We start from the raw sequence: 17,837 nt of genomic DNA on the forward strand, positions 1-17,837 counted from the left end.
GGTCGAGGCGAGCGCGTGCTGGCCCGCCGGTATCCGGCCGTGCCCGGCCGCCGGAGCGTCAAGGCGAACAGAACGAGAAGATCTTTGGCCGGAGGCCAAGATGTTCTCGGGCCGCCTTGCGCCCGCGGCCGGGTCGGCCACCGTGCCCGGCCAGCACCATCGCCCCGACCACTCCAGAGTGGAGCTGGCCGAACTGACGTTGTAGGAGGCGAAGAGCCCCGTCCGGCGCAAATGCCGGCGGGGCTACTCGATGCTTGTGGTTATTGCGTCGCGTAGATCAAAGCCGCTAGCGCCAAGATTGTTGACGGGATAATCGCGATCACGGCGATAAGTACGCGATGCTCGGTGGATTGCTTCTTTTTGCTCACGCGAGTCCTCCATGACGTTGCGGCAGTGCAGCCAGGATGCATGGAGACTCGCGGACTTTCAATGTACCAGCGTTAGAAGCGGAAAGCATCGGCCGCCTAGTTGGTGTGGTCTGCCTGGATCTGTGATAAATGAAATGTGAAACGGGGCGTGCATCAAGGCGGTGCTGCGGAAAAAACCTGGAGATGAGTGCTTTCTGGGCTGGAAAGACGGTCGAGCGCGTCGTCGGGTCACCTAGTCGAGGTTCTGATTCGTCAGAAAGGGGCGCTCGTTTTTGGCTAGGGCTTCGAAATGGGACATTAAGCGAACCGTCGGTGCTCCTTCAAGCGGAGGCGTTGGTGTTCCAGTGCCAGCAACTCCCGAGCGGGAGCGTGCCAGCTGTCATCTCCGACCGCCGTGATTGTGCGGCCGTCAAGCAGCGCGTGCAGGGCGGGGATCTGCTCGGCGTAGGCGCCGCCGAGAGACTGTAGGTCGGCGCAGGCGCGCAACGTGGCTTTGCGCATCTGGCCCGTCCATGGGCCGCCATCGGCCCAGCGGCGTTGTGGCCGACCGTAGATCGGTCCTTCGCACAGGTGGTAGGCCAGCCAGACGACGGGCGGATGGACTCCGACCGCCTCGGCGAGAAGGGCGACTTTGTCGTAGTCCCAGGCTCTACCGCCGCGTTGCTGACGGTGCCCTGCCACCTTCGGATTCGTCAACGTGCGCCAGTAGTCAGGGTGGACCGCGGTGGATCCGACCATGTCATTCTCGTCAGCGAAGCCACTAGCTTTCAGGGCGTACGGCGTTTGGTCTATGAGCAGGTGCGCCAACGCACGTCTGATGGCCGGCACCGCGGGATCGTCGACGGGGGCTGACCGGGTTGCGGGAGGCTCCGCGCTTGGTATGTCGTGCAGTTCTGCCATCGTTTCGCCGTCGGCGAGGCGGCCCAGCAGCAACGCAGCGAAGTCGCCGAGCACTCGTTCGAACCCGCGGTTGCGGTCGTGATAGTCGATCGTAGGTAGCCATTGGCCTCCGCCGCGGTGCGCTACACGATGAGCCGCCTCATGCAGAAGAACCTGCAGCGCCTGGGAGCGGCCGCCGAGAGCGTTCCGGTGGATGGCAACGTCGGTGGTACGGGGGTTGTAGAAGCCGAGGGAGCACGGTGACTCCTTGCTGGCGCTGTAGACGAGTACCCGGTCCAGCGCGAACGCGCCGATCGCTTGACGTATCAGCCGCCGGGCCTGGGTCAGCACGTTGCGTTCGGAGTCCGAGAGCTTCCCGAACGGCACCCACGTCGTTTGGCCGCGGGTACGTTCGTAGTGCCGGACTCGCCGGGCTCGTGCGAGTTCGACACCGAGTCGTTCCATTAGTGCCCACAGCTGATCCCGGGGCAGCCCCTCTGCAGTGAGCTCGGTGAAGCCCTTGTCGACCAGGTCGAGCGTCGCCTCTTCGTTGCTCGCGGCGGTGTAGAAGCAGCGGGGAGGCAGATTGACTCGTCCCCACGCGCGCCATGCAGCTCGAACCCGGGGGTTATGGACGTCGGCGAAGAACTGCTCCGGCTCACGTAGCTTCCCACCACTCAGAGCATGCCGGGCGAATCGAGCTATGAGGTCGGGGTTCTCGCTGCTGGCGAGAATAGCCCGTACGGAGTCGCGCAGAGCGCCGGCCTCGATGACGGTGCGGTCGCGACTTTGCAGGCCCTTGGCGGCGAGCGGCAGGTCGTACGAGGCTCGTAAACCCGGCATGGTGGTGACCAGGACCCCGCCGATCCAGATGCGGCCCGGCTGACCGGTCAGCACGCATTCTCCGTTGTCGTTCGGCATCTGGTAGTTGGGCTCGCTCAGCGTCCTGAATCGGCCGATGGCTTCCTCAGCAAGGTTCTGGGAGCAGGCAACGGTTACGACCGTGCCACGCGAGCGCAGATTGCGGTTCAGGTGGTAAACGAGAACCTCGGTGCCGTCCTGGGATCGTGAAGGCGCCAGGCCGTCGAGCAGCTGGCGACGCTCGACAGCTGGAGTGAACCCGTAGCCAACGGTTTCGTAGCGCACCTGACCAACGTCAGGGGCGCGAGCCAGGACCAAGCAGGCCAATTTCTTGCCCTCGCCGAACTGGCCGATCTGAACGTCAGACTTTGACGAGTAGCCCAGCACGAGTCCCTCTTCCGGGATGCCAGGGCCTTCGTCGCTGATGGTCAGGACACCACCAGCCCAGGACACCCGGGCGGAGGAATCTTCGTCGAGAGCATTCGCGATCAACTCACAGAGCGCCCTCACGGGTGTCCACGACTTCACGTACTCGGGCGAGATCGGGTACGCCAGCGTGGTTGACGGCTGTGGGGCATCTTGAAGCACAGTCAGGTGGTCAGCGACATTCGCGGAAGCGAAGTCGTCCACGATGTGAACTCCTTAGATTTTGGAAGCTCGAGGTCAGCTCTGTTCCGAGCTAGACGTGGATTGAGCGCGAGAAACCCGGCGCTGGGGGAGCGGGGCGCCGAAGGAACCTGCTATGTCGGTCAATGCGGATCGGTGCTGTTCGGCAGAGGCCAAGGCAACGTTTGCGGATCAAGTCCGGTGGCAAGCACCTTGCCGATCAGGTGCGACAACGTGTTGTCAGGCATAGCCTCGACGGCCTTGGACAACGCGGCCGAGGCCAGTGCCGGCTGGCCTCGGCGCCAAGAAACCCAGGCGACCAGATTTGCTGGCGTAGCGACAAAGTTCTCCGGTACACGACGGACCATGTTGAGCCAGAGGTCCTGCTGCCAAGGCTCGTCTGTAGACGCCTGCCACGCGGTGCTGCGTCCGGCGTTGGCCAGGAGCGCCGTCGCCAGGAGTGCAACCTGTTCGTCGCTGAGGTTCCCTCCGGCAGCCGCGATGTCGAGACTGGCGTGAACGACAGTTCTCGGATCTGGCAGCGTTGCTGGCAATTTGGTCAAGGCGGAGATGGTGCGGGCCTGCGCGTCGGAGTCGGGCTTTAGGAACATGACAAAGTGCTCCCGCGAGGGCAGCACTACCCGGCCGCGGAGCGTCATCTCGGCGGCGATGACACTCCGCGAAGGATCTAGGACTGCGCCGTGCTCCGGTGTGCAGGTGCAGAGGCCATCGAGGCAGTAGAACCTCTGGTGTTCGACCAGCAGGCAAGCCTGCACAGCGACGCTGATGTTGATGCCGTCTGCAATCCTTGCGAGCCGTTCGCGATACGACAAAGCTCCGTAGCCGACGACGTAGACCTCGCGGGCTTTGTCGCGAATTGCGGCTAGGGTGCTTTTGCCGACGATGAATGAGTCCGGTGCGCTCCAGTCGATGGTTACACCGCTTGCGAGGCTTCGATCGGCTGTGACAACAACGACGACTACGCACTCGCGAGGGTGAAATCCCAGCAGATAAGGAATGGTGGTGAGTAGGTCGGCCGGCCCTCGGACAAGGGACGGTGAAGGGTCAAACACGGCGATCAGACTCCTTGGGCGTCGCAAGAAAGCGACCCGATTCGCTCCTGCCCTGTCGAGCTGCAGATTGCCTGAGCAGGCGCCGGGGTCGCGCTGACCCCGCGTGTGGACCGGCCCAGTCGGCCCGAGGCAGGCCAGGGTCGAGCCCGGCGTTCCGCCTGCGGCCACTTCTTGATCCTTGTTGCTGAGGCGGCGGACGCCGGGAGCAGTGCCCTTGCCGGCCTGGGACGGGGTCGATACAACGCCAGTGGGCAGCGGCGACCGCCGGCCGTCCGTCGACTGAAGGTCCCCGGCTAGCGACGACTTGCTATGGCCGGGAAGGGGGGTACTGATCCACGGCTGGCGCCGTGACCACGAACGATCACGGTGTTGGATGACATGGCGCTTGGGTTGATGACTGAGCGGCGCCGGGGCGTTCACGCTGCTGCGGTGGCAGATCCAGTACGCGCACGGCTTAGAGACCAAGAGGGTCGCCCGCTGCTGAGAATCACCCGTCGAGGCACGGTTCACCGATCAGGTAACGGCAGGACACTAGACGGCGGTCCGCAGCACCGACTGCTGCCGGCGGAACTAGCCCTACTGGGTCGGGCGACCTTCCAGAGCCCGGAGCGTCAAGGGCTCGGGACAATTCGTTCGACACCGTAATGACGAAGCAGCTCCAGCAGTGCCACCTCCCGGGAACAACGGCTGCCCGCCTCGCTGACCTCCGGCCGGTCGACGACTCCCCCGCATGTCGGCCGTACCGGCAGGGAGCACTGTTGCCGCGCGGGACACGGTTCTCGCCCGAGGACTAGCTCTTCCAGCAGTGATTGCACGTGCATCGCCGCCGAGCGACTAAGCATCGCCACCTCGGATCCGGAGTCCGTGACCGGCATGACCGCCATGTTGAACCCGCCGCCGCAGGCCAAGACGATCAACTCGACGAGCTCCCGTTCTGCGAACAGCAGATCGGGCATCAGGCATGCGCCCCGGACATTGCCGAGTCGCTGGCCGACCAAGAAGTCGTGGGAGTGATGCCAGGTCGGTGCGAACGCCTGGATGAGGGGAGCGCTGGCACACAACTCCGCGATTCGGTCCGGATACTCGTCACGTAGTTGTTCGGTGAGCCGTCGAATGGACGGCACAGGCATGTGCATCGCGCGCAGCAGGCTGTCCTGGAACATAGCGACCGCTTCATAGCCGCCGTCAGCATCGCGGTAGCGCAGTCTGAGTTCTTCAGGATCCTGACGGATGAGCAGAAGTAGATCCATGAAGTAGTTGAAGGCGTGGCCCGACGTGTAGCTGGGCTCAGGTTGTACCAGGCCGTCACACATCAGGGCGGTATCGACGATCACCGCGAACTCCACGGAGGGAGATGCTGTCAAGGGGCTCGTCCGTCCCTGGCCAACCAAGGTGTTATAGGCGCCGAATGCCAGTGCGTACGGATCAAGCGGGACGTCACCGACCGGGTTCAGTGCATCCGGGTCGTTGTTTTGCAGGAACTCTCGCCACCGTTCGAGCGCCCAGGCCTGACCTTCCAAAAGCTGAGCGTTGCCCATCACTCGAAGGCTGCCGTCCGTTGCCGGGAAAGTCGATGACGGCAGTAACAGCCACCGGTAGTCACCTTCGGCGAACAGATCAGCGGTCAACCAAAACATGCCGGGAATTTCGGCGACGACGTGCGGCTCCGCCACCGCCCGCGGTACCCGCAGACTGTTACCAAGAGCCAGGGCTCGGTCGAGATAGGCGGCATGACAGGCGGAAAGAGCTGGTTTCTCGTCACCGGATAGGCTGTCACGCGACATGCGTAGGGGCGACGCGCCTGAGGCGTCGATGGACTCGGCAAAAGCGGCGGACAAGGACTTCAGCAGCCTCGCGAGGCTGCTGAAGTTGCGAACACCGGCGAAGGTCGCGTTGATCTGCAGAAGGTGCGCCACCTCGTGCACAAGAAGCCACGTCGGGATCTTCTGGAAGGCCGCCTGCATCGCCGGCAGCGCTTGGGCGGCGGGGATGATATTCGTCGTCCCTTCCGTTCCGGCCGCCCGTAATGTGTCATCCGATGCACTTTCTGGGACGTTGGCGACCGTATGCAGCTGCGGGAACTCAAACCCGTATGAGAACGGATCGAAGCTGCCTAACACCTTCACACCGGAGACGGATTGAAGGGTGAACCGATGAGGCATTGTGCGCTCCGTCCGGATGGCTGATATTGCTCGAGCGATCTCGGCGCTCTGTCACGATATGCCCGTTTTACTCTCGGGTTACACCCGGTCACGGTCGTCGGGCGTCTACTGCTGCCATTGCGCCCCGAGCGCTCTACTCGTCAGTGAAACGGTCGCTCGGTCGGTACCACCGTTGCGGCTCCCCAGGCCATTGAGGACACCAAACCCACAAGGACTCGGGTCGATCCTCGGGCTCGTCCGAAGAGTCCTCATCGCCACTCGGCTGCCCGGGCCGAGGCGAAACGCGCCACAGGTCGCCGGCCGCACCACGTCCGTTCAGGCGGGAGACCATCGCCCGACGGGCTGCGGTCATGTGGACCCCCACGGTGCCCGGGGCGATACCCAGGAAGTCGGCGATCTCGGTCTGGCGCCATCCCTGCACCTCGAACAGGTAGGAAACCGCTCTCTGCCGGTTGGGAAGTTCGGTGAGAATGTTCAAAGCGCGGCGCGCGGCGACTGTGGTCTCAAGGTCCGCTGTGGCCGACAGCGACGTCCACAGGATCCGCTGCGGCGCGGCATCGACCACCACAGCGACATCACTATCGGTCAGCTGACCGTCGAGGCGCAGCACGATCGAGACCTTGCGCCGGGCGACCGTGCTGAGCCAGGCACCTGGGTTTTTGACGTCAGTCAGTGCCAACGCCCGGCAGAAATCGACGAACGTGTCCTGCACGATGTCCTCTGGGTCCACGACGGCGCCGCGGCGCAGCATCTTGGCCACCCGGCGGCACAGGGGCGCTCGCTGGGCTCGATACCAGGCCTCGAATCCGGTGAAGAGGGGTCGGCCGCAGTCCGGGCAGTCAGGCTGGATCGCGGCCTGGCGCCCGGTGTTGTCCGCCTTGGCGCTCATCCCTGTGCCTCGCTGTCGCGACTGCGCTGCGCGGCCCAGCCGCCGACCGAGTCATGGCCTTCGACCCGCGCCCCGGAAGGGAGCGCGGCGGCCGCGCGGGCCAGGCGGGCACGAGCTCGCAGCGTCGCGGAGTGGTACGCCAACCGTGTCACCAGGGCCACAATGGGTACGGTGGCTGCGATCAGCGCGGGAGCCGTTGGATCAATCATCACCGTTGTTCACTCTCTCAGGTAGAAGGCGGCGCCCCCTACGCGCAGCGTGCGGAGGCTGTTCTACCTCTTACGTGTGCTTCGGCCGCTTCTACCTTTAGTACCCCGCGGCAAGATTTTCCGGGCTTCGGAGAAGGGTGACGCTGACGCTGCCTGCGGTGGGATGCGCAGATCCTGCGCCTTCGCCTCAATAAGTGGATGCGTGGTCCCTGCCGGGATCCGCACCGCAGATATAGACGGTTGTAGATGATAGTCGCCGGCTGGCTCGGTCGAGGATTTGTAGTGTTTGAGAGGGCTGTTAGTCGGGCGAGTTGAGTAGGCGTCGGGTCTGGTGTTTGGCGGGTCGCCGCGGTCGAGGCGGCGGATCGCGCTGTTGATCGCTGCCCAGCGGATGAACGCTTCCGAGGCCGCGGGGGTCGCGCTTATAGGCACGGGCCAGGCGCCGGTGCGCGGTGAGCCAGGCCGGGCTGCGTTAGGCACCCACTGCTTCGGGTGAAAAACGAAGCCACGCAGAGCGGCCGGCTTACGAAACCTTCACCGTGTCCTCAATCGTGCGACAGCCCAAACTCGGATGGGCAACGCAGCATTGCCCGCGGCAGCCAGCGAGCGCGCAAACCGCGGCAGATGAGTTAGCTGCCGGAGCCTTGCTGCAGGCTCCAGAATCGCAAACATTCCCATGCTTGAAACTTCATGCTATGTATTTGCTGGTCGCTACGTCTTTTCTGGATGCAGTGAAGGGCCGGCGAGGAGGTTGGTACGCCTGACCACATGCATTGCTGGCAATAATATTACTCATCACGAATAAACCAGTCACTTAGATCAACGCTGGAACGGCCATCCAAGTATGTTTCGGCATCAAACAACGTTAAAAATACTTCGCCAAAATCGAGCTGTCCTATGGGGTCTTGCGGACACCATGAAAGAGTGAAATTGAAGCTGCCGTTGACGTCTGCTTCGCCTTGGAGGTCCTCTAGCCCATCACCAAGGTTATTGGTGCGCGTGACCGTGCCCGTGACCCACGCATCGAACTTTCCATCGAACTCTAGATCTACGTTCGCGGGCGGTGTTGCGGCAAAATTGACAGACTCGATCACAATGGTTGGCCAGTCAACCTCAAGAGAGCCGACGTCCGGTGCGCCGGCGCCCTCATCGTGGCCTCGAAGTGCATGCCCGGAAGAGTCTTCGATGCGGAGTAAGAGATCATCAAGAGGTGCCACGAGGGCCATTTCCAAATCGGCGCCAATTATATCTTCAAGGATTTTGATTGCCGTCCTTCCTTTTTCGTTTAACTTAAGCTCAATTGCATGCCTTCGCCCTCTCGACTCGACGTCCACGGCGCGGATAATAAAGAAGTCAGCCTTGTCGTTGCCAAGCTCCGATAGTCTTTGCACTACAGCGGGGGCCGCCTCCTCGAATGTCGTTCGGATTCGAGGGTTGTCCAAGTCGGCCTCGGCGGCAAGGAGGAGTGCGGCACCGACATCTGACGATTTCCCGAAGGAGTGCACGCGGCTAGAGACTTTTACTTCGAGCTTTCGTGCCTTTTTGATATGACTGACTATGACGGGGATTTGCGTCAGATCTTGATCACCCTTGTCCTTGTTGCACTCACCACAGATTGGCGCGAGGTTATATACCGCATCGACATCATAGTCGTCGGTAAGACCGAACGCCTCATTAAGGCGCTTGCGCATGGAAGTTGTAGAGGTCTTTGGGAGGATGTGGTCAATCTCAAGGGCTGAGTAGTCCTTGAACCTGCGACACCAGTAGCATCTTGAGTCCCACACTTGGCGAAGGACGTGCCTTAGAACTCGGTTATTTCCGCCATGCACGTACCGTATGTCCGTTTCAGCCACATGACCCTCCTTGTATTTCCCGTCGGCTTGGGCGACCGACCGGTAGCCCCTCGATAAGCAGCAAATGTCACGGTGACCTCGAAGTGGCAGCAACGTCGACTTAATCGCCCTGTGCCCTTCTGTGTTGCCAGCGAGTCCGGAAAAAGCCTAGTACTTTAGCAGGAGATCTCTTCTGAGCTGCGTTGATGGTGTGGTTCTGTCCGTGGATGGCAAGCAGCTACCGTCGAGTCTCAACAGTTGTGTGGACTACCAAGAACGCGGCGGTGGCTGCCGCTTACAGAGTAGATGCTCAGCGATGGTCTGAGTTGTTCGGCGAGTCGACGGACACGATCCAGGGACGCTTCGCGGGCCGGAAAGCCGGCGCCGGGTCCGGGATTTCGTGAGCGGGCTGTTGGCGCCGCTGCCGGTCAGAACTGTTGGACGATCACGGAGCGCGCCGGTAACCATGAACCGGGCGGCATGCAATACCTGATCGGCCGGGCCAGCCAGGACGACGCTGGAGACCGGGCTGAACTCCGCGACTTCGTCGCGGCCCGGCTCAGGCACCCGGACGGGGTTTTGCTGATCGACGAGACCCGGGGACCTGAAGAAAGGCATTCACCCCGTCGGGGTCCAACCGCAGCACTCCGGCACCGCCGGGAAGATCGAGAACTGCCAGCTCCCGGTGCACCTCTCCTATGCCTCGCCGTTTGGTCACCCTTGGTCGACGTCGCTCTCTACCTGCCGAAATCTTGGACCGCCGATCCCGCAAGACGCGCCGAAGCGGGCGCCCCCGACACCGCCGGCTTCGCCACGAAACCACAGCTGGCCCGCCGGCTCATCGAAACGGCGGCGGGCGGTGGACTGCCGTGTCGGTGGTCGCCGACGATGAAGCCTACGGCGGCGACCCAAGACTGGCCGAGCGGAGGCGGGCGAGGCCGGGCTGGGCGCACGCAGGCGGTGTGTGAGCGAATCACCGGTCGGGGGAGCGCTATGGCAATTAGCCGCAGCGGTGGGGGTGAGCTACTTACCTTGGTGTATTGCCGGGAAGGTGGCTTCGTGCAGCGACTGGAGTTGGTGGTGGTACAGCTCGACGAAGTTCGTCGGCTCATTGAGGTCGGCCGGATCCCGCAATTGCGGCTGGCGTACATTCTGCTAGACAGCGCCGTCGAGCTGCTGATGCACCGCATGGTGCAGTGGAAACTAAGAGACGAGCGACGCCAGTTCGAGCAACTTGAGCGCCTGTACCAGTGGCGGCACTGGCGTACCCACGGCACCCCGATACAGAAACAGCTCGCTGAGCAGATCACCGAGCAACAGCTGCACGACGAGATCGCCGCGTACGAGCCGCGGGTGACCCCGAACAAGTACCGCAGGGAGGTCGATCGCTACTTCGGCGCTAAGGTGGCCTTCCTCGTCGAAAAGGGCGCGCTGCCGACGCTGTTGAAGCCGGTGCTAGGCAAGCTGCACGATTATCGCAACGAGACGTACCACCGGGATCAGCACCGCGAGCAGGTGCTGATCCCCGCCGTGTTGGTCTACTTTGATGTGGCGTGCGCTGTGCTCGAGCAGTTGCGCTCGGGCGCAATGACGATTTCTGGTCAGGTGGGCCCGGAGATGGCCCGGTTCATTGATGGTGACCCGCACCAAGCCGACCCGTTCGAGATCCCTGCCCGGGTGGCGGCGGGGTTACGCGCGGAGGTTGGCTTGGACGTGGCCGCGGTGGCGCAGGCGCTGACCGGCCACGTGGCCGCCCGCCTTGAGGAGCTGGAGTCCGGACTGGAGTACATCGAGCAAAACAGCCGGTCGGCGCGGCCCGGGGACGCCATCGCGATGATGCAAGCCGAGGACGGCGACCTCGAGGCGGTGTTCAGCGTGGAGGTCTTACGTCGGCGCACGTACCCCCTGAGCATGGCTGACGTACACAATTGGCAGCGCCGCGCCGAGCTGCTGGCCGGCATGGGCGACCGAGACTCGCTTTTCGCGGCGTTTGCTGAGCTTGAGGACGCCTTCGAAGGGTTGGAGAGGCGGGTGGCGCGGGCCGTGCGGTGCATCGACGAGGAAGCGAACATGCGCATCTGATCGTCAGTTAACTGGCCGAACTGGGTCAGTGGCCGGACTTGCTGGCCGTAACCCGGACGCCATCCTGCTCGCGTCGAGCCCGGCCGATGGGCTGCCCACCATCACGGCAATCTGCAAGAGGCCGTCGGCCGGATCCGCTCCGCGCTCGTACTCGACAAGCCGATCCCTGACGAATTCTCCGCTGTGCTCTTGGACGCCGGATACGTCGCGGCTGTCTGCCTGCGCACCCGGCCGACTGCGTGATCCTCGACGACCTGCCCGCGGTGACCCACGTCGCCCGAACGCTGTTGAGCCGCTTCGCTTAAGGACGCCCGGCTGGTCAGTGCGCTGGCCGTTGCGGCATTAACGCCCAGTCGTCCTCGCCGGGGGAGGCGGTCTTGAGCATCCGATCGACCATGCCGCGCGCGGACTGTTCGTCGTCGTAGTGGAAGACTGCCTCGTCTCCGCCGTCTCCGCCGATCCGGCCGATGACCTGCCAGCCGGCCTCTGTGCGGTTCAGGTAGACGTCACGCCTAGCGCCGCGGTATCGGCGGTTGAAGTAATGCGCGATCCGCTCCACCATGACGAGCAAGTTAGAACATTTGTTCGACAAGCGCAACGCGTGCTCCACCCTCAGCTGGACTCAAGGCGGCGCAGGCGGCCCAGCTCAGGAGGCCGATACTAAGGCGATTCGCAGCGTTGCTGCTGCCTCGGTAGCCGCCTTCTTGAGTTCGTGATGCGTGGTGTCGGGCAGAGATCTGACGCCGAGGCCTGAATCGGTCATGAGGCGACGAAGGCGGCTATGTTGGTCGCTGCTGATGCCTTCATTGAAAGTTCGAAGGCTGTGGGCGTCTCGGGCGGCGTAGCCGTCTGCCGAGTCGAGGGCGTCCTCGACGACTCGATTGATCAACTCGTTCGCTAGCTCAGGCTGGGTGGGGTGAGCGAGGGTAGCGATCGTGAGTCCGAGGCGGACCCGGTAGGAGTGGTATCCAGGTGTCGCAGGCCGCTCGGTGTAGTGAATAGTCGCTGACTTGATGTGCCGCAGGAGCCGCGGGTCATCTGGTTCGGTGGTCATGAGCTGCAGGCATGCCGAGATCTCGCGCTCCCATGGCTGTGTTGGCGTGGTCTTGGCGAGAAGCGCGTTGGCTGCAGCAAAGCTGTTGGCCATGCAGGAGGCGATGATCGCGGCCTGTCGGCCCTCCATGAGGTGGACGCCGATTCCTTTATGCCGGTCGGCGTGGCGGGCGGCCTCGTCCCACCGGCTGGCGAGCGCGTAGGCCCGGACACCTTCGCTGACGAGTTGCAACCACACCCACTCAAGGAGTTGGCGGCGTTCATGGTGCTCTCCGACGAGCCGGCCGAGCGGCAAGGTACGGGAATCCACGGTCAGATCGTGGTGATGGGTGACGGCCGTGTACATCTGGTCCAGGAGCTGGATTGCCTCGCTGGTTCTGTGGGCGCGTAAGTGGAGCCGTGCGAGGTTGAGGACGGGCTCGAGCAGGAACCTTGCCTCGGAGATTCTGAGCGGTCGGGTGAGGTCGCAGTAGGCGTCGATGTGCTGGAGGCAGAGGTCGCGGGCGTAGCCGGTCATGCCGCTGTCGCTGGCGATGAGTGCGGCCTTGTTGAGCGCGTGGGCAGCGTTGACCTGGCTGGTGTCTTCGTCGTCCTGGGCGGCTTCGACGTTCTGGATGACCTCGCGGATGCGGACGGGAAGCGGCGGGCAGGCGGGCCGGGGCCGCCCGAGCAGTGGAAACCGGCGTACTGCTTCGGCAAGCGCGGGTAGGGCCATGTCAGCTCCTGGGCAGGGTGGCAGCTTGGGCTGCGTACGCGAGGACGCCTTGTGCAGTTGCGCTGAGGCCGAGCCGGTTCCAATGGAAGATCACGATCTGCGCGAGGACGGCTCTCAAGCCGCGGTCGAGGCCGCCGTCCGCGGCGAGCTCGCCGAGGTTTCGCCCGGCGTCGGCGAATCCGGTCAGCCAAGGGCTCAGATTGCCAGCGGCTCCGTCCGCGGCGAACAGAGCTAGCTCAGGTGTGACGCGGATGGCGAGCAGTGGTCGTATCTTCTCGGCCAAAGCATCAACGCGTCTCGTGTCGGCTGGAGCTGGACGCAACTGGCTGACTTTGTGGAAGACGTCGCCTGTCTCGAACCAATCCATGCCGGCGTTCTGCTGGATCGCTCGGATGAGCAGCAGCGAGAGCTCGCGGCGTCCGAGCGCCATGGGGGAGTGGCGGACGTAGGCCAGAGCGCCGCGGCTGTCCGCCGCGAACAAGTCGTGCACGATGCCCATAGCGTTCATGCCGCCGAAGGCGGCGACTTCCGGTTCGTAGATGCCGGGCCGCCATCGCTCGATGGTGCGATCCCGGATGAGATCGTCGAGCAGGCCGGCGACGGCATGGTGGTCATCGGTCCGTAGCCGGATCCTCCAGTGGGGGTGCTTCCGCAAGAACCACCACGACCTTCCGCCATCGAGCTGGCTCAGGCGTGGGGCAATCAAGCGGGCGAAGTCTCGCTCGAAGTTCGGCCAGTCAGCCGGTGTGATGCGTGCTTGAAACCATTCCTGTTCGGAACGTCGGTGCAATGCTGCTCGGCCGGCACCTCGGTAGGTGTCAACCGCGTCTGCGAAGTCACCGTCGTAAACGCAGGACTCGTGACCGAGCGCACCGGCGACGGCTGCCTCGACATGGTCAGCGAGGCGATCCGGAGTCGTTGCTAAACGATCAACAGGCATGTGTCCCACCTCGTTCGGGGAGGTTCGCCGGTTCCGATGCTGTGCTGGACGAGCCCAACGCCTTCGGAGCCGTTCAGGAGCCCTGTATTGGCGCCGGTTTCAGGGCTGACGAGGGCCGCGAGGTAAGGCAGGCGCTCCGCAATTCTCGGGTCGGCGGCATCCTGGGCGGCTCGGTAGGCGGTTTGGTAGAGCCCAGCACGCCCGTGGCAGATCCCCGCTTCAGTGAGCCGGGCAACCTCGGCGGGGTCAAGGCATCCGGCGAGTACGCGTTCGGCGCGGCTCTGACGCCCCGGGTCGCCGGTTGCCAATGCCGCGAGTTGCTGGGCGCGGGCAATGCCGACGGCGCCGTAGCACCATGACGGGCGGCTCTGTCTGACGTGGTTGACGCGCCCGGATCGGACGTCATCGGCGGTGAGCCATTGCGGCCAAAACGTCCCGGCTGCCGTGTCGTACTGCCACCTGTCGAACCAGGCGCACAGCCAACCGATCGCTTCGTACTGCCCGTCGACTTGGATGCCTCGCTGGGCTGCGAGAGACAGAAGGGCGAGCAGCCCGCCTGCGCCGTGGGCCATGCCGAGGTTGGCGTGGCCGCCTGGCGTCGGGATCAGGGAATCAGGGTCGTGCTCGACCCACCAGCCAGGCAGCTCGACGCCGTCGTTGTGCTGTGGCTGTACCAGCCGGACGGTGTAGGCGAGGATGTCCCCAAGTTCGTCGCAGCCGGGCGCATGCTCCAGCAGGAGCGCGCCCAGGCCGGTAAGCCCGTAGAGGAGGTCGTACTCCGCGAAGGCGGTCGCACGTCGCTGCCGAATTCGTTCGTCCGCAGCAAGCAACCGTGTATGTATAAGGCGACTGACATGCCGCTGGAGCTGCTGCCGAGCCCGTTCATAACGGCCTGTGCCGGTGAGGTACAGCAGAAAGGCGATTGCGGGGGCGCCATAGAAGAGTCCAGAGTGGCTGCCAGCGTCGATGGGGCCGCCAGCAACTTGCTGGATGAATCGCTTCGCGTTCGCCCACTGGCCGGTGTTGTGCGCCAGCTCGACCGCCAAAACGGCGTTACCGATCGCACCGGACGCCAACGATTGCGCTTCAGCAGCCTCCAAGCCGATGACTGTCGTGTCCGTCATTGCTCGGCGCCGCCCTTGAGTAGGCGCATTGCCGCGGCGCGGGCGAGGTGGTTGGTGGAGCGTTCGAAGCCGGGGTCGACGCCAACCGCGCGAACGTGGTGGTCGTGTACGAGGGTCCGAAGGATCGTCGCCGAGTCGCGTGCATTATCGACGGCGCGGTAGTAGGCCTGTAATGCGGCATGGCGGACCCGCCAAGCCTCAAGTAGGGCTTCGCCTCCGGTCAGGTCACGGATTTGTTGAACGCTGGTGAGTCGTCGAGTCTGTTGAGTCAGCGCTCGGTCTGCGGCGGCGGTATGGCTGCGGAGGCTGGCGAGTAGGGATTGGTACCCGGCCGTAGGGTCGGCCGCGAACCCGGCGGCCATCCGGGCGATGGAGGCCGCAGCGAGCGCCTGGCTCGGTATCGACCCCTCCCGTGACGTACGGAGCTGACTGATTGCCGCTGCGGTGTCGGTCGCGAAAACCTGCTCGGCTGCCGCCATGACTGACGATCCTCCGTATCGGGCTGGGTGCGGGTGGCGGGTGGTCAGCATCAGCTCGTTCGGTAGACCTGCGTCGTGGAGACGCTCGGTCCATGCGGAGAGTTGTGCAACTACCAGTCCATACGCCGCCGCATTGTCGAGACGGAGGGTCAAGCGCAGGTATTGGTCGGCGTCGAGCCGGATGAGGTCGCGGTGCCGGCTTGCCCACCACCGAGTGACACCGGAGTCGGTCAGATTCTCAGCGAAGGCCGGTAGATGGTCAGCCAGGATGTCGTCGAAGCGGCCGGGGCTGCCGATCAGCCGCGCGTTGACGACGGCAGACGTACCGGGACGCTCCGCCCGTGCGGGTCGTGTCATGGTCGGCAAAGGTCTGGGAGCGGGGCTGGCAAGAGACATTGGGATGACCAGCTCGGCGGGCCGACCCAGCCAACCGGGTCGGGCGGCGGCGAGGTCTTCGCGGAGTTCGAGGCGGCCGGAGCGGCGCAGATGGCTCTTCAGGAGTGCCTCGTCGAGCGGATCGTCGAGGTCGAGTGGCAGACGCTGGTCGCCGTGGCAGACGATCACCTGGCCTGGGAGCCGCCACCGTCGCCGCCAACGGGCAGTCTCGGCTGCAGAGCCGAGGTCGGCGATTGTCAGCAGCCAACGCGCTGGGGCAAGAATGGTGCGCTGGTAGCGGATGCGGGGGATGTATGGCATGGTCCGTGCAGCGGCGCCGAGGTCGAGAGGGCCGTAGACGGCGCTGCGTGAGTCGCCGACTTCGGCTAGGAATCGTGCCAGCGGCGGGGTCTGCACGGTGACGTCGAGGGCGTGCGGGACGTACGCGACAACTCTCTGGCCTGTGGATCGGCGGACCAGGTGGAACTGCGCGGCGTCGGCGGTCACGGCGAGGTCGTCGATGCTGATCGAATCGGAATCGATGAGTTCGGAAATAGGGATGATCTTGGCGCCGAGACGACCGACCCTAACCACGTTGTCGTTGTGTGTCCGGCGTGGTGGGAACGCAACCTGTGCTGCGACAGTCTCTTCGCTGCCGCGAGGAGCGTAGCTCTCCGCGAGTTGGTCGACGGTGGCTCTGTCGAGCAGATGCGCGAACCGCCCGAGCATGCTCGTCTGCGCGCGGGGAGCGCCGGTGACCAGAATGTCGAAGTCGCCTTGATTGAGCGTGTCAGCGCTGTCCGTCAGAACCGTTATGCCGATCTCAATGCGTGGTGGCGCTGCAACCGTCGCAGGGTCGCCGATTGTCAGCGCATCGATATCCGCGCTGGACAGGCTGATTTCCGCCGAGCCGTCCAGCGCGGTCTGCTGGACGAGCGCCAGCAGGCGCGAGTCACGTTCGGTGAGCATCCGCCATGCCGGCTGCGGGCGCGGCGCACCAAGGTACCCAGCGGGGTAGCCGAGCCCTGAGTCGGCCACCAGATCCCGCACACCGACCAGCCCACCTAAGCCGTAGCGGGCGCGAAAGCGAGCGTGATAGTCGAGCCACGCGTGCGTACCGAACGGCTGAGTTGTCAGACGCAGCATCACCGATGCAGCAGCTGCGGCCTCGTCCAGCACTTTTTGGGGGACGCTCACGGTGGCGTCGAAACGCACATCGACCGCGAGCGGCGTTGCCGCCTTGACGACCGTGTTCATAGCTTCTACAAGGTGGGTACGCAACGACGCCTGCGATCCCGATGAGACTTGGGCGTTGTGGGCGCTGAGGAGACCAGCCAACCGGCCGAGCTGGTCGACGAGAGGTGCCAAGTCCGGGATACGCCAGGCGCTGGCGCTGCCCAGTACACCGATCAAGTGGGTGAGCGCATTGGTCGCAGTCGTTGGCGGCCGCAGGCTGGTGATCAGAATGTTGCTGTCGACCAGACCATCCAGCAGCGCTTCGATCTTGTCGGCATCTCCTCGAGGAAGACGTTCGGCGAGCTGTGCGACGAGATTGTCGAACCGCACCGGCTGCGTTGCCAGAAAGAGCGCAAGCGCGACAGGCTTGGTGTGCCGGACCGAACTTTCCGTCAGGACCCCGGCCGTCGATCGGCCGGCAACTGGCCGGGCGGGGACCACGACGCGGCCGGCCCGGATCTGACCGCCGTTGTTGGCGATCAGGAACAAGGAGCGGCGCAGGCCGCGATGGTTCTCCAAGCGGTCGATGATCTGGGCGAGCCAGTCCGCATCAGCGCGCACTTGCGCGTGGTGGGTCTCGCCGATCTTTCGTACGGCGGGCCCAGCACTCGCAGTTGTTACCCCGGCGAACAACCCGAAGGGAGTGGATCGTCGCTGCCAGCGCCGTAGATATGAGGCAACTGCCAAGACGGCGCGCTGAACGACTTTCGTAGACGGGTTGCTTCCTGGAGTGAGGAGTTGATCAAGACGTGCGGTGAGATCGGGACTGGCCAACTCGACGGCCGTGCGAAATCCGGGCAGTGCCCAGACTGAAGCAAGCCAACGCATTCCCTGCCGCCGGTCGGCGGGGTCGGCAAGAGAGGGAGCCATGAGCGAGCAGGGGAGTGTGCTCGCCCGAATCAATAGCGGCCCGGCTCGATGGTAGCGATGGTGAACGGTCGGCATACCGCTCCT

12 protein-coding genes and 1 pseudogene are annotated in these 17,837 nt (G+C 64.2%); 2 read left to right on the forward strand and 11 right to left on the reverse strand.

The window, feature by feature from the left end:
- Positions 1 to 665: 665 nt before the first annotated feature.
- The 6 genes from JIG36_RS48755 to JIG36_RS48775 form a co-directional block, all read right to left on the reverse strand.
- On the reverse strand, positions 666 to 2,738 hold the full coding sequence (locus JIG36_RS48755) for an ATP-binding protein (RefSeq protein ID WP_203383765.1): 2,073 nt from the start codon (positions 2,736 to 2,738) through the stop codon (positions 666 to 668).
- Positions 2,739 to 2,857: 119 nt separating this feature from the next.
- On the reverse strand, positions 2,858 to 3,787 hold the full coding sequence (locus tag JIG36_RS48760) for a DUF4192 domain-containing protein (RefSeq protein WP_203383766.1): 930 nt from the start codon (positions 3,785 to 3,787) through the stop codon (positions 2,858 to 2,860).
- Positions 3,788 to 4,398: 611 nt separating this feature from the next.
- Complete coding sequence (locus JIG36_RS48765; RefSeq protein ID WP_203383767.1) at positions 4,399 to 5,949, reverse strand: hypothetical protein; 1,551 nt, start codon at positions 5,947 to 5,949, stop codon at positions 4,399 to 4,401.
- A 133-nt stretch (positions 5,950 to 6,082) separates the two neighbouring features.
- Positions 6,083 to 6,838, reverse strand: coding sequence for an RNA polymerase sigma factor (locus JIG36_RS48770; RefSeq protein WP_203383768.1), 756 nt, complete (start codon positions 6,836 to 6,838; stop codon positions 6,083 to 6,085).
- Positions 6,835 to 6,990, reverse strand: a complete 156-nt coding sequence (locus JIG36_RS52950) for a hypothetical protein (RefSeq protein WP_236049946.1) — start codon at positions 6,988 to 6,990, stop codon at positions 6,835 to 6,837. The genes JIG36_RS48770 and JIG36_RS52950 overlap by 4 nt, the downstream gene beginning before the upstream one ends.
- A gap of 845 nt (positions 6,991 to 7,835) precedes the next feature.
- Positions 7,836 to 8,738, reverse strand: a complete 903-nt coding sequence (locus JIG36_RS48775; RefSeq protein ID WP_203383769.1) for a hypothetical protein — start codon at positions 8,736 to 8,738, stop codon at positions 7,836 to 7,838.
- Between the two features lie 621 nt (positions 8,739 to 9,359).
- Here JIG36_RS48775 and JIG36_RS54725 point away from each other — a divergent pair.
- Both JIG36_RS54725 and JIG36_RS52955 read left to right on the forward strand, forming a co-directional pair.
- Positions 9,360 to 9,698, forward strand: a pseudogene (locus JIG36_RS54725) (transposase); the annotation flags it as partial.
- 240 nt (positions 9,699 to 9,938) lie between these two features.
- On the forward strand, positions 9,939 to 10,961 hold the full coding sequence (locus tag JIG36_RS52955; protein WP_236049948.1) for a hypothetical protein: 1,023 nt from the start codon (positions 9,939 to 9,941) through the stop codon (positions 10,959 to 10,961).
- Between the two features lie 319 nt (positions 10,962 to 11,280).
- On the opposite strand, the gene JIG36_RS48785 is transcribed toward JIG36_RS52955, so the two are convergent.
- From JIG36_RS48785 to JIG36_RS48805, 5 genes are all read right to left on the reverse strand, one after another.
- A complete protein-coding gene (locus JIG36_RS48785; RefSeq protein ID WP_203383771.1) occupies positions 11,281 to 11,523 on the reverse strand; it encodes a hypothetical protein in 243 nt (80 codons plus the stop codon).
- A gap of 84 nt (positions 11,524 to 11,607) precedes the next feature.
- Positions 11,608 to 12,729, reverse strand: coding sequence for a hypothetical protein (locus JIG36_RS48790; RefSeq protein ID WP_203383772.1), 1,122 nt, complete (start codon positions 12,727 to 12,729; stop codon positions 11,608 to 11,610).
- A gap of 1 nt (position 12,730) precedes the next feature.
- Positions 12,731 to 13,669, reverse strand: a complete 939-nt coding sequence (locus JIG36_RS48795; RefSeq protein ID WP_203383773.1) for a thiopeptide-type bacteriocin biosynthesis protein — start codon at positions 13,667 to 13,669, stop codon at positions 12,731 to 12,733.
- Positions 13,651 to 14,793: a lanthionine synthetase C family protein gene (locus tag JIG36_RS48800; RefSeq protein WP_203383774.1), complete on the reverse strand. Its 1,143-nt coding sequence runs from the start codon at positions 14,791 to 14,793 to the stop codon at positions 13,651 to 13,653. Before JIG36_RS48800 ends, JIG36_RS48795 begins: the two co-directional genes overlap by 19 nt.
- Complete coding sequence (locus JIG36_RS48805) at positions 14,790 to 17,828, reverse strand: lantibiotic dehydratase (protein ID WP_203383775.1); 3,039 nt, start codon at positions 17,826 to 17,828, stop codon at positions 14,790 to 14,792. Before JIG36_RS48805 ends, JIG36_RS48800 begins: the two co-directional genes overlap by 4 nt.
- Positions 17,829 to 17,837: the final 9 nt, after the last annotated feature.

Origin of the sequence: Paractinoplanes ovalisporus, from assembly GCF_016834655.1 — a bacterium.
In the GTDB taxonomy this organism is placed as follows: domain Bacteria; phylum Actinomycetota; class Actinomycetes; order Mycobacteriales; family Micromonosporaceae; genus Actinoplanes; species Actinoplanes ovalisporus.

Bases quoted from the DNA above. Each gene is read 5' to 3' on its own strand.
- JIG36_RS48795 (WP_203383773.1), bottom strand. From the start codon at position 13,669: ATGCCTGTTGATCGTTTAGCAACGACTCCGGATCGCCTCGCTGACCAT.
- JIG36_RS48785 (WP_203383771.1), bottom strand. From the start codon at position 11,523: ATGGTGGAGCGGATCGCGCATTACTTCAACCGCCGATACCGCGGCGCT.
- JIG36_RS48790 (WP_203383772.1), bottom strand. From the start codon at position 12,729: ATGGCCCTACCCGCGCTTGCCGAAGCAGTACGCCGGTTTCCACTGCTC.
- JIG36_RS48775 (WP_203383769.1), bottom strand. From the start codon at position 8,738: ATGCGCAAGCGCCTTAATGAGGCGTTCGGTCTTACCGACGACTATGAT.
- JIG36_RS48800 (WP_203383774.1), bottom strand. From the start codon at position 14,793: ATGACGGACACGACAGTCATCGGCTTGGAGGCTGCTGAAGCGCAATCG.
- JIG36_RS48765 (WP_203383767.1), bottom strand. From the start codon at position 5,949: ATGCCTCATCGGTTCACCCTTCAATCCGTCTCCGGTGTGAAGGTGTTA.
- JIG36_RS48805 (WP_203383775.1), bottom strand. From the start codon at position 17,828: ATGCCGACCGTTCACCATCGCTACCATCGAGCCGGGCCGCTATTGATT.
- JIG36_RS48770 (WP_203383768.1), bottom strand. From the start codon at position 6,838: ATGAGCGCCAAGGCGGACAACACCGGGCGCCAGGCCGCGATCCAGCCT.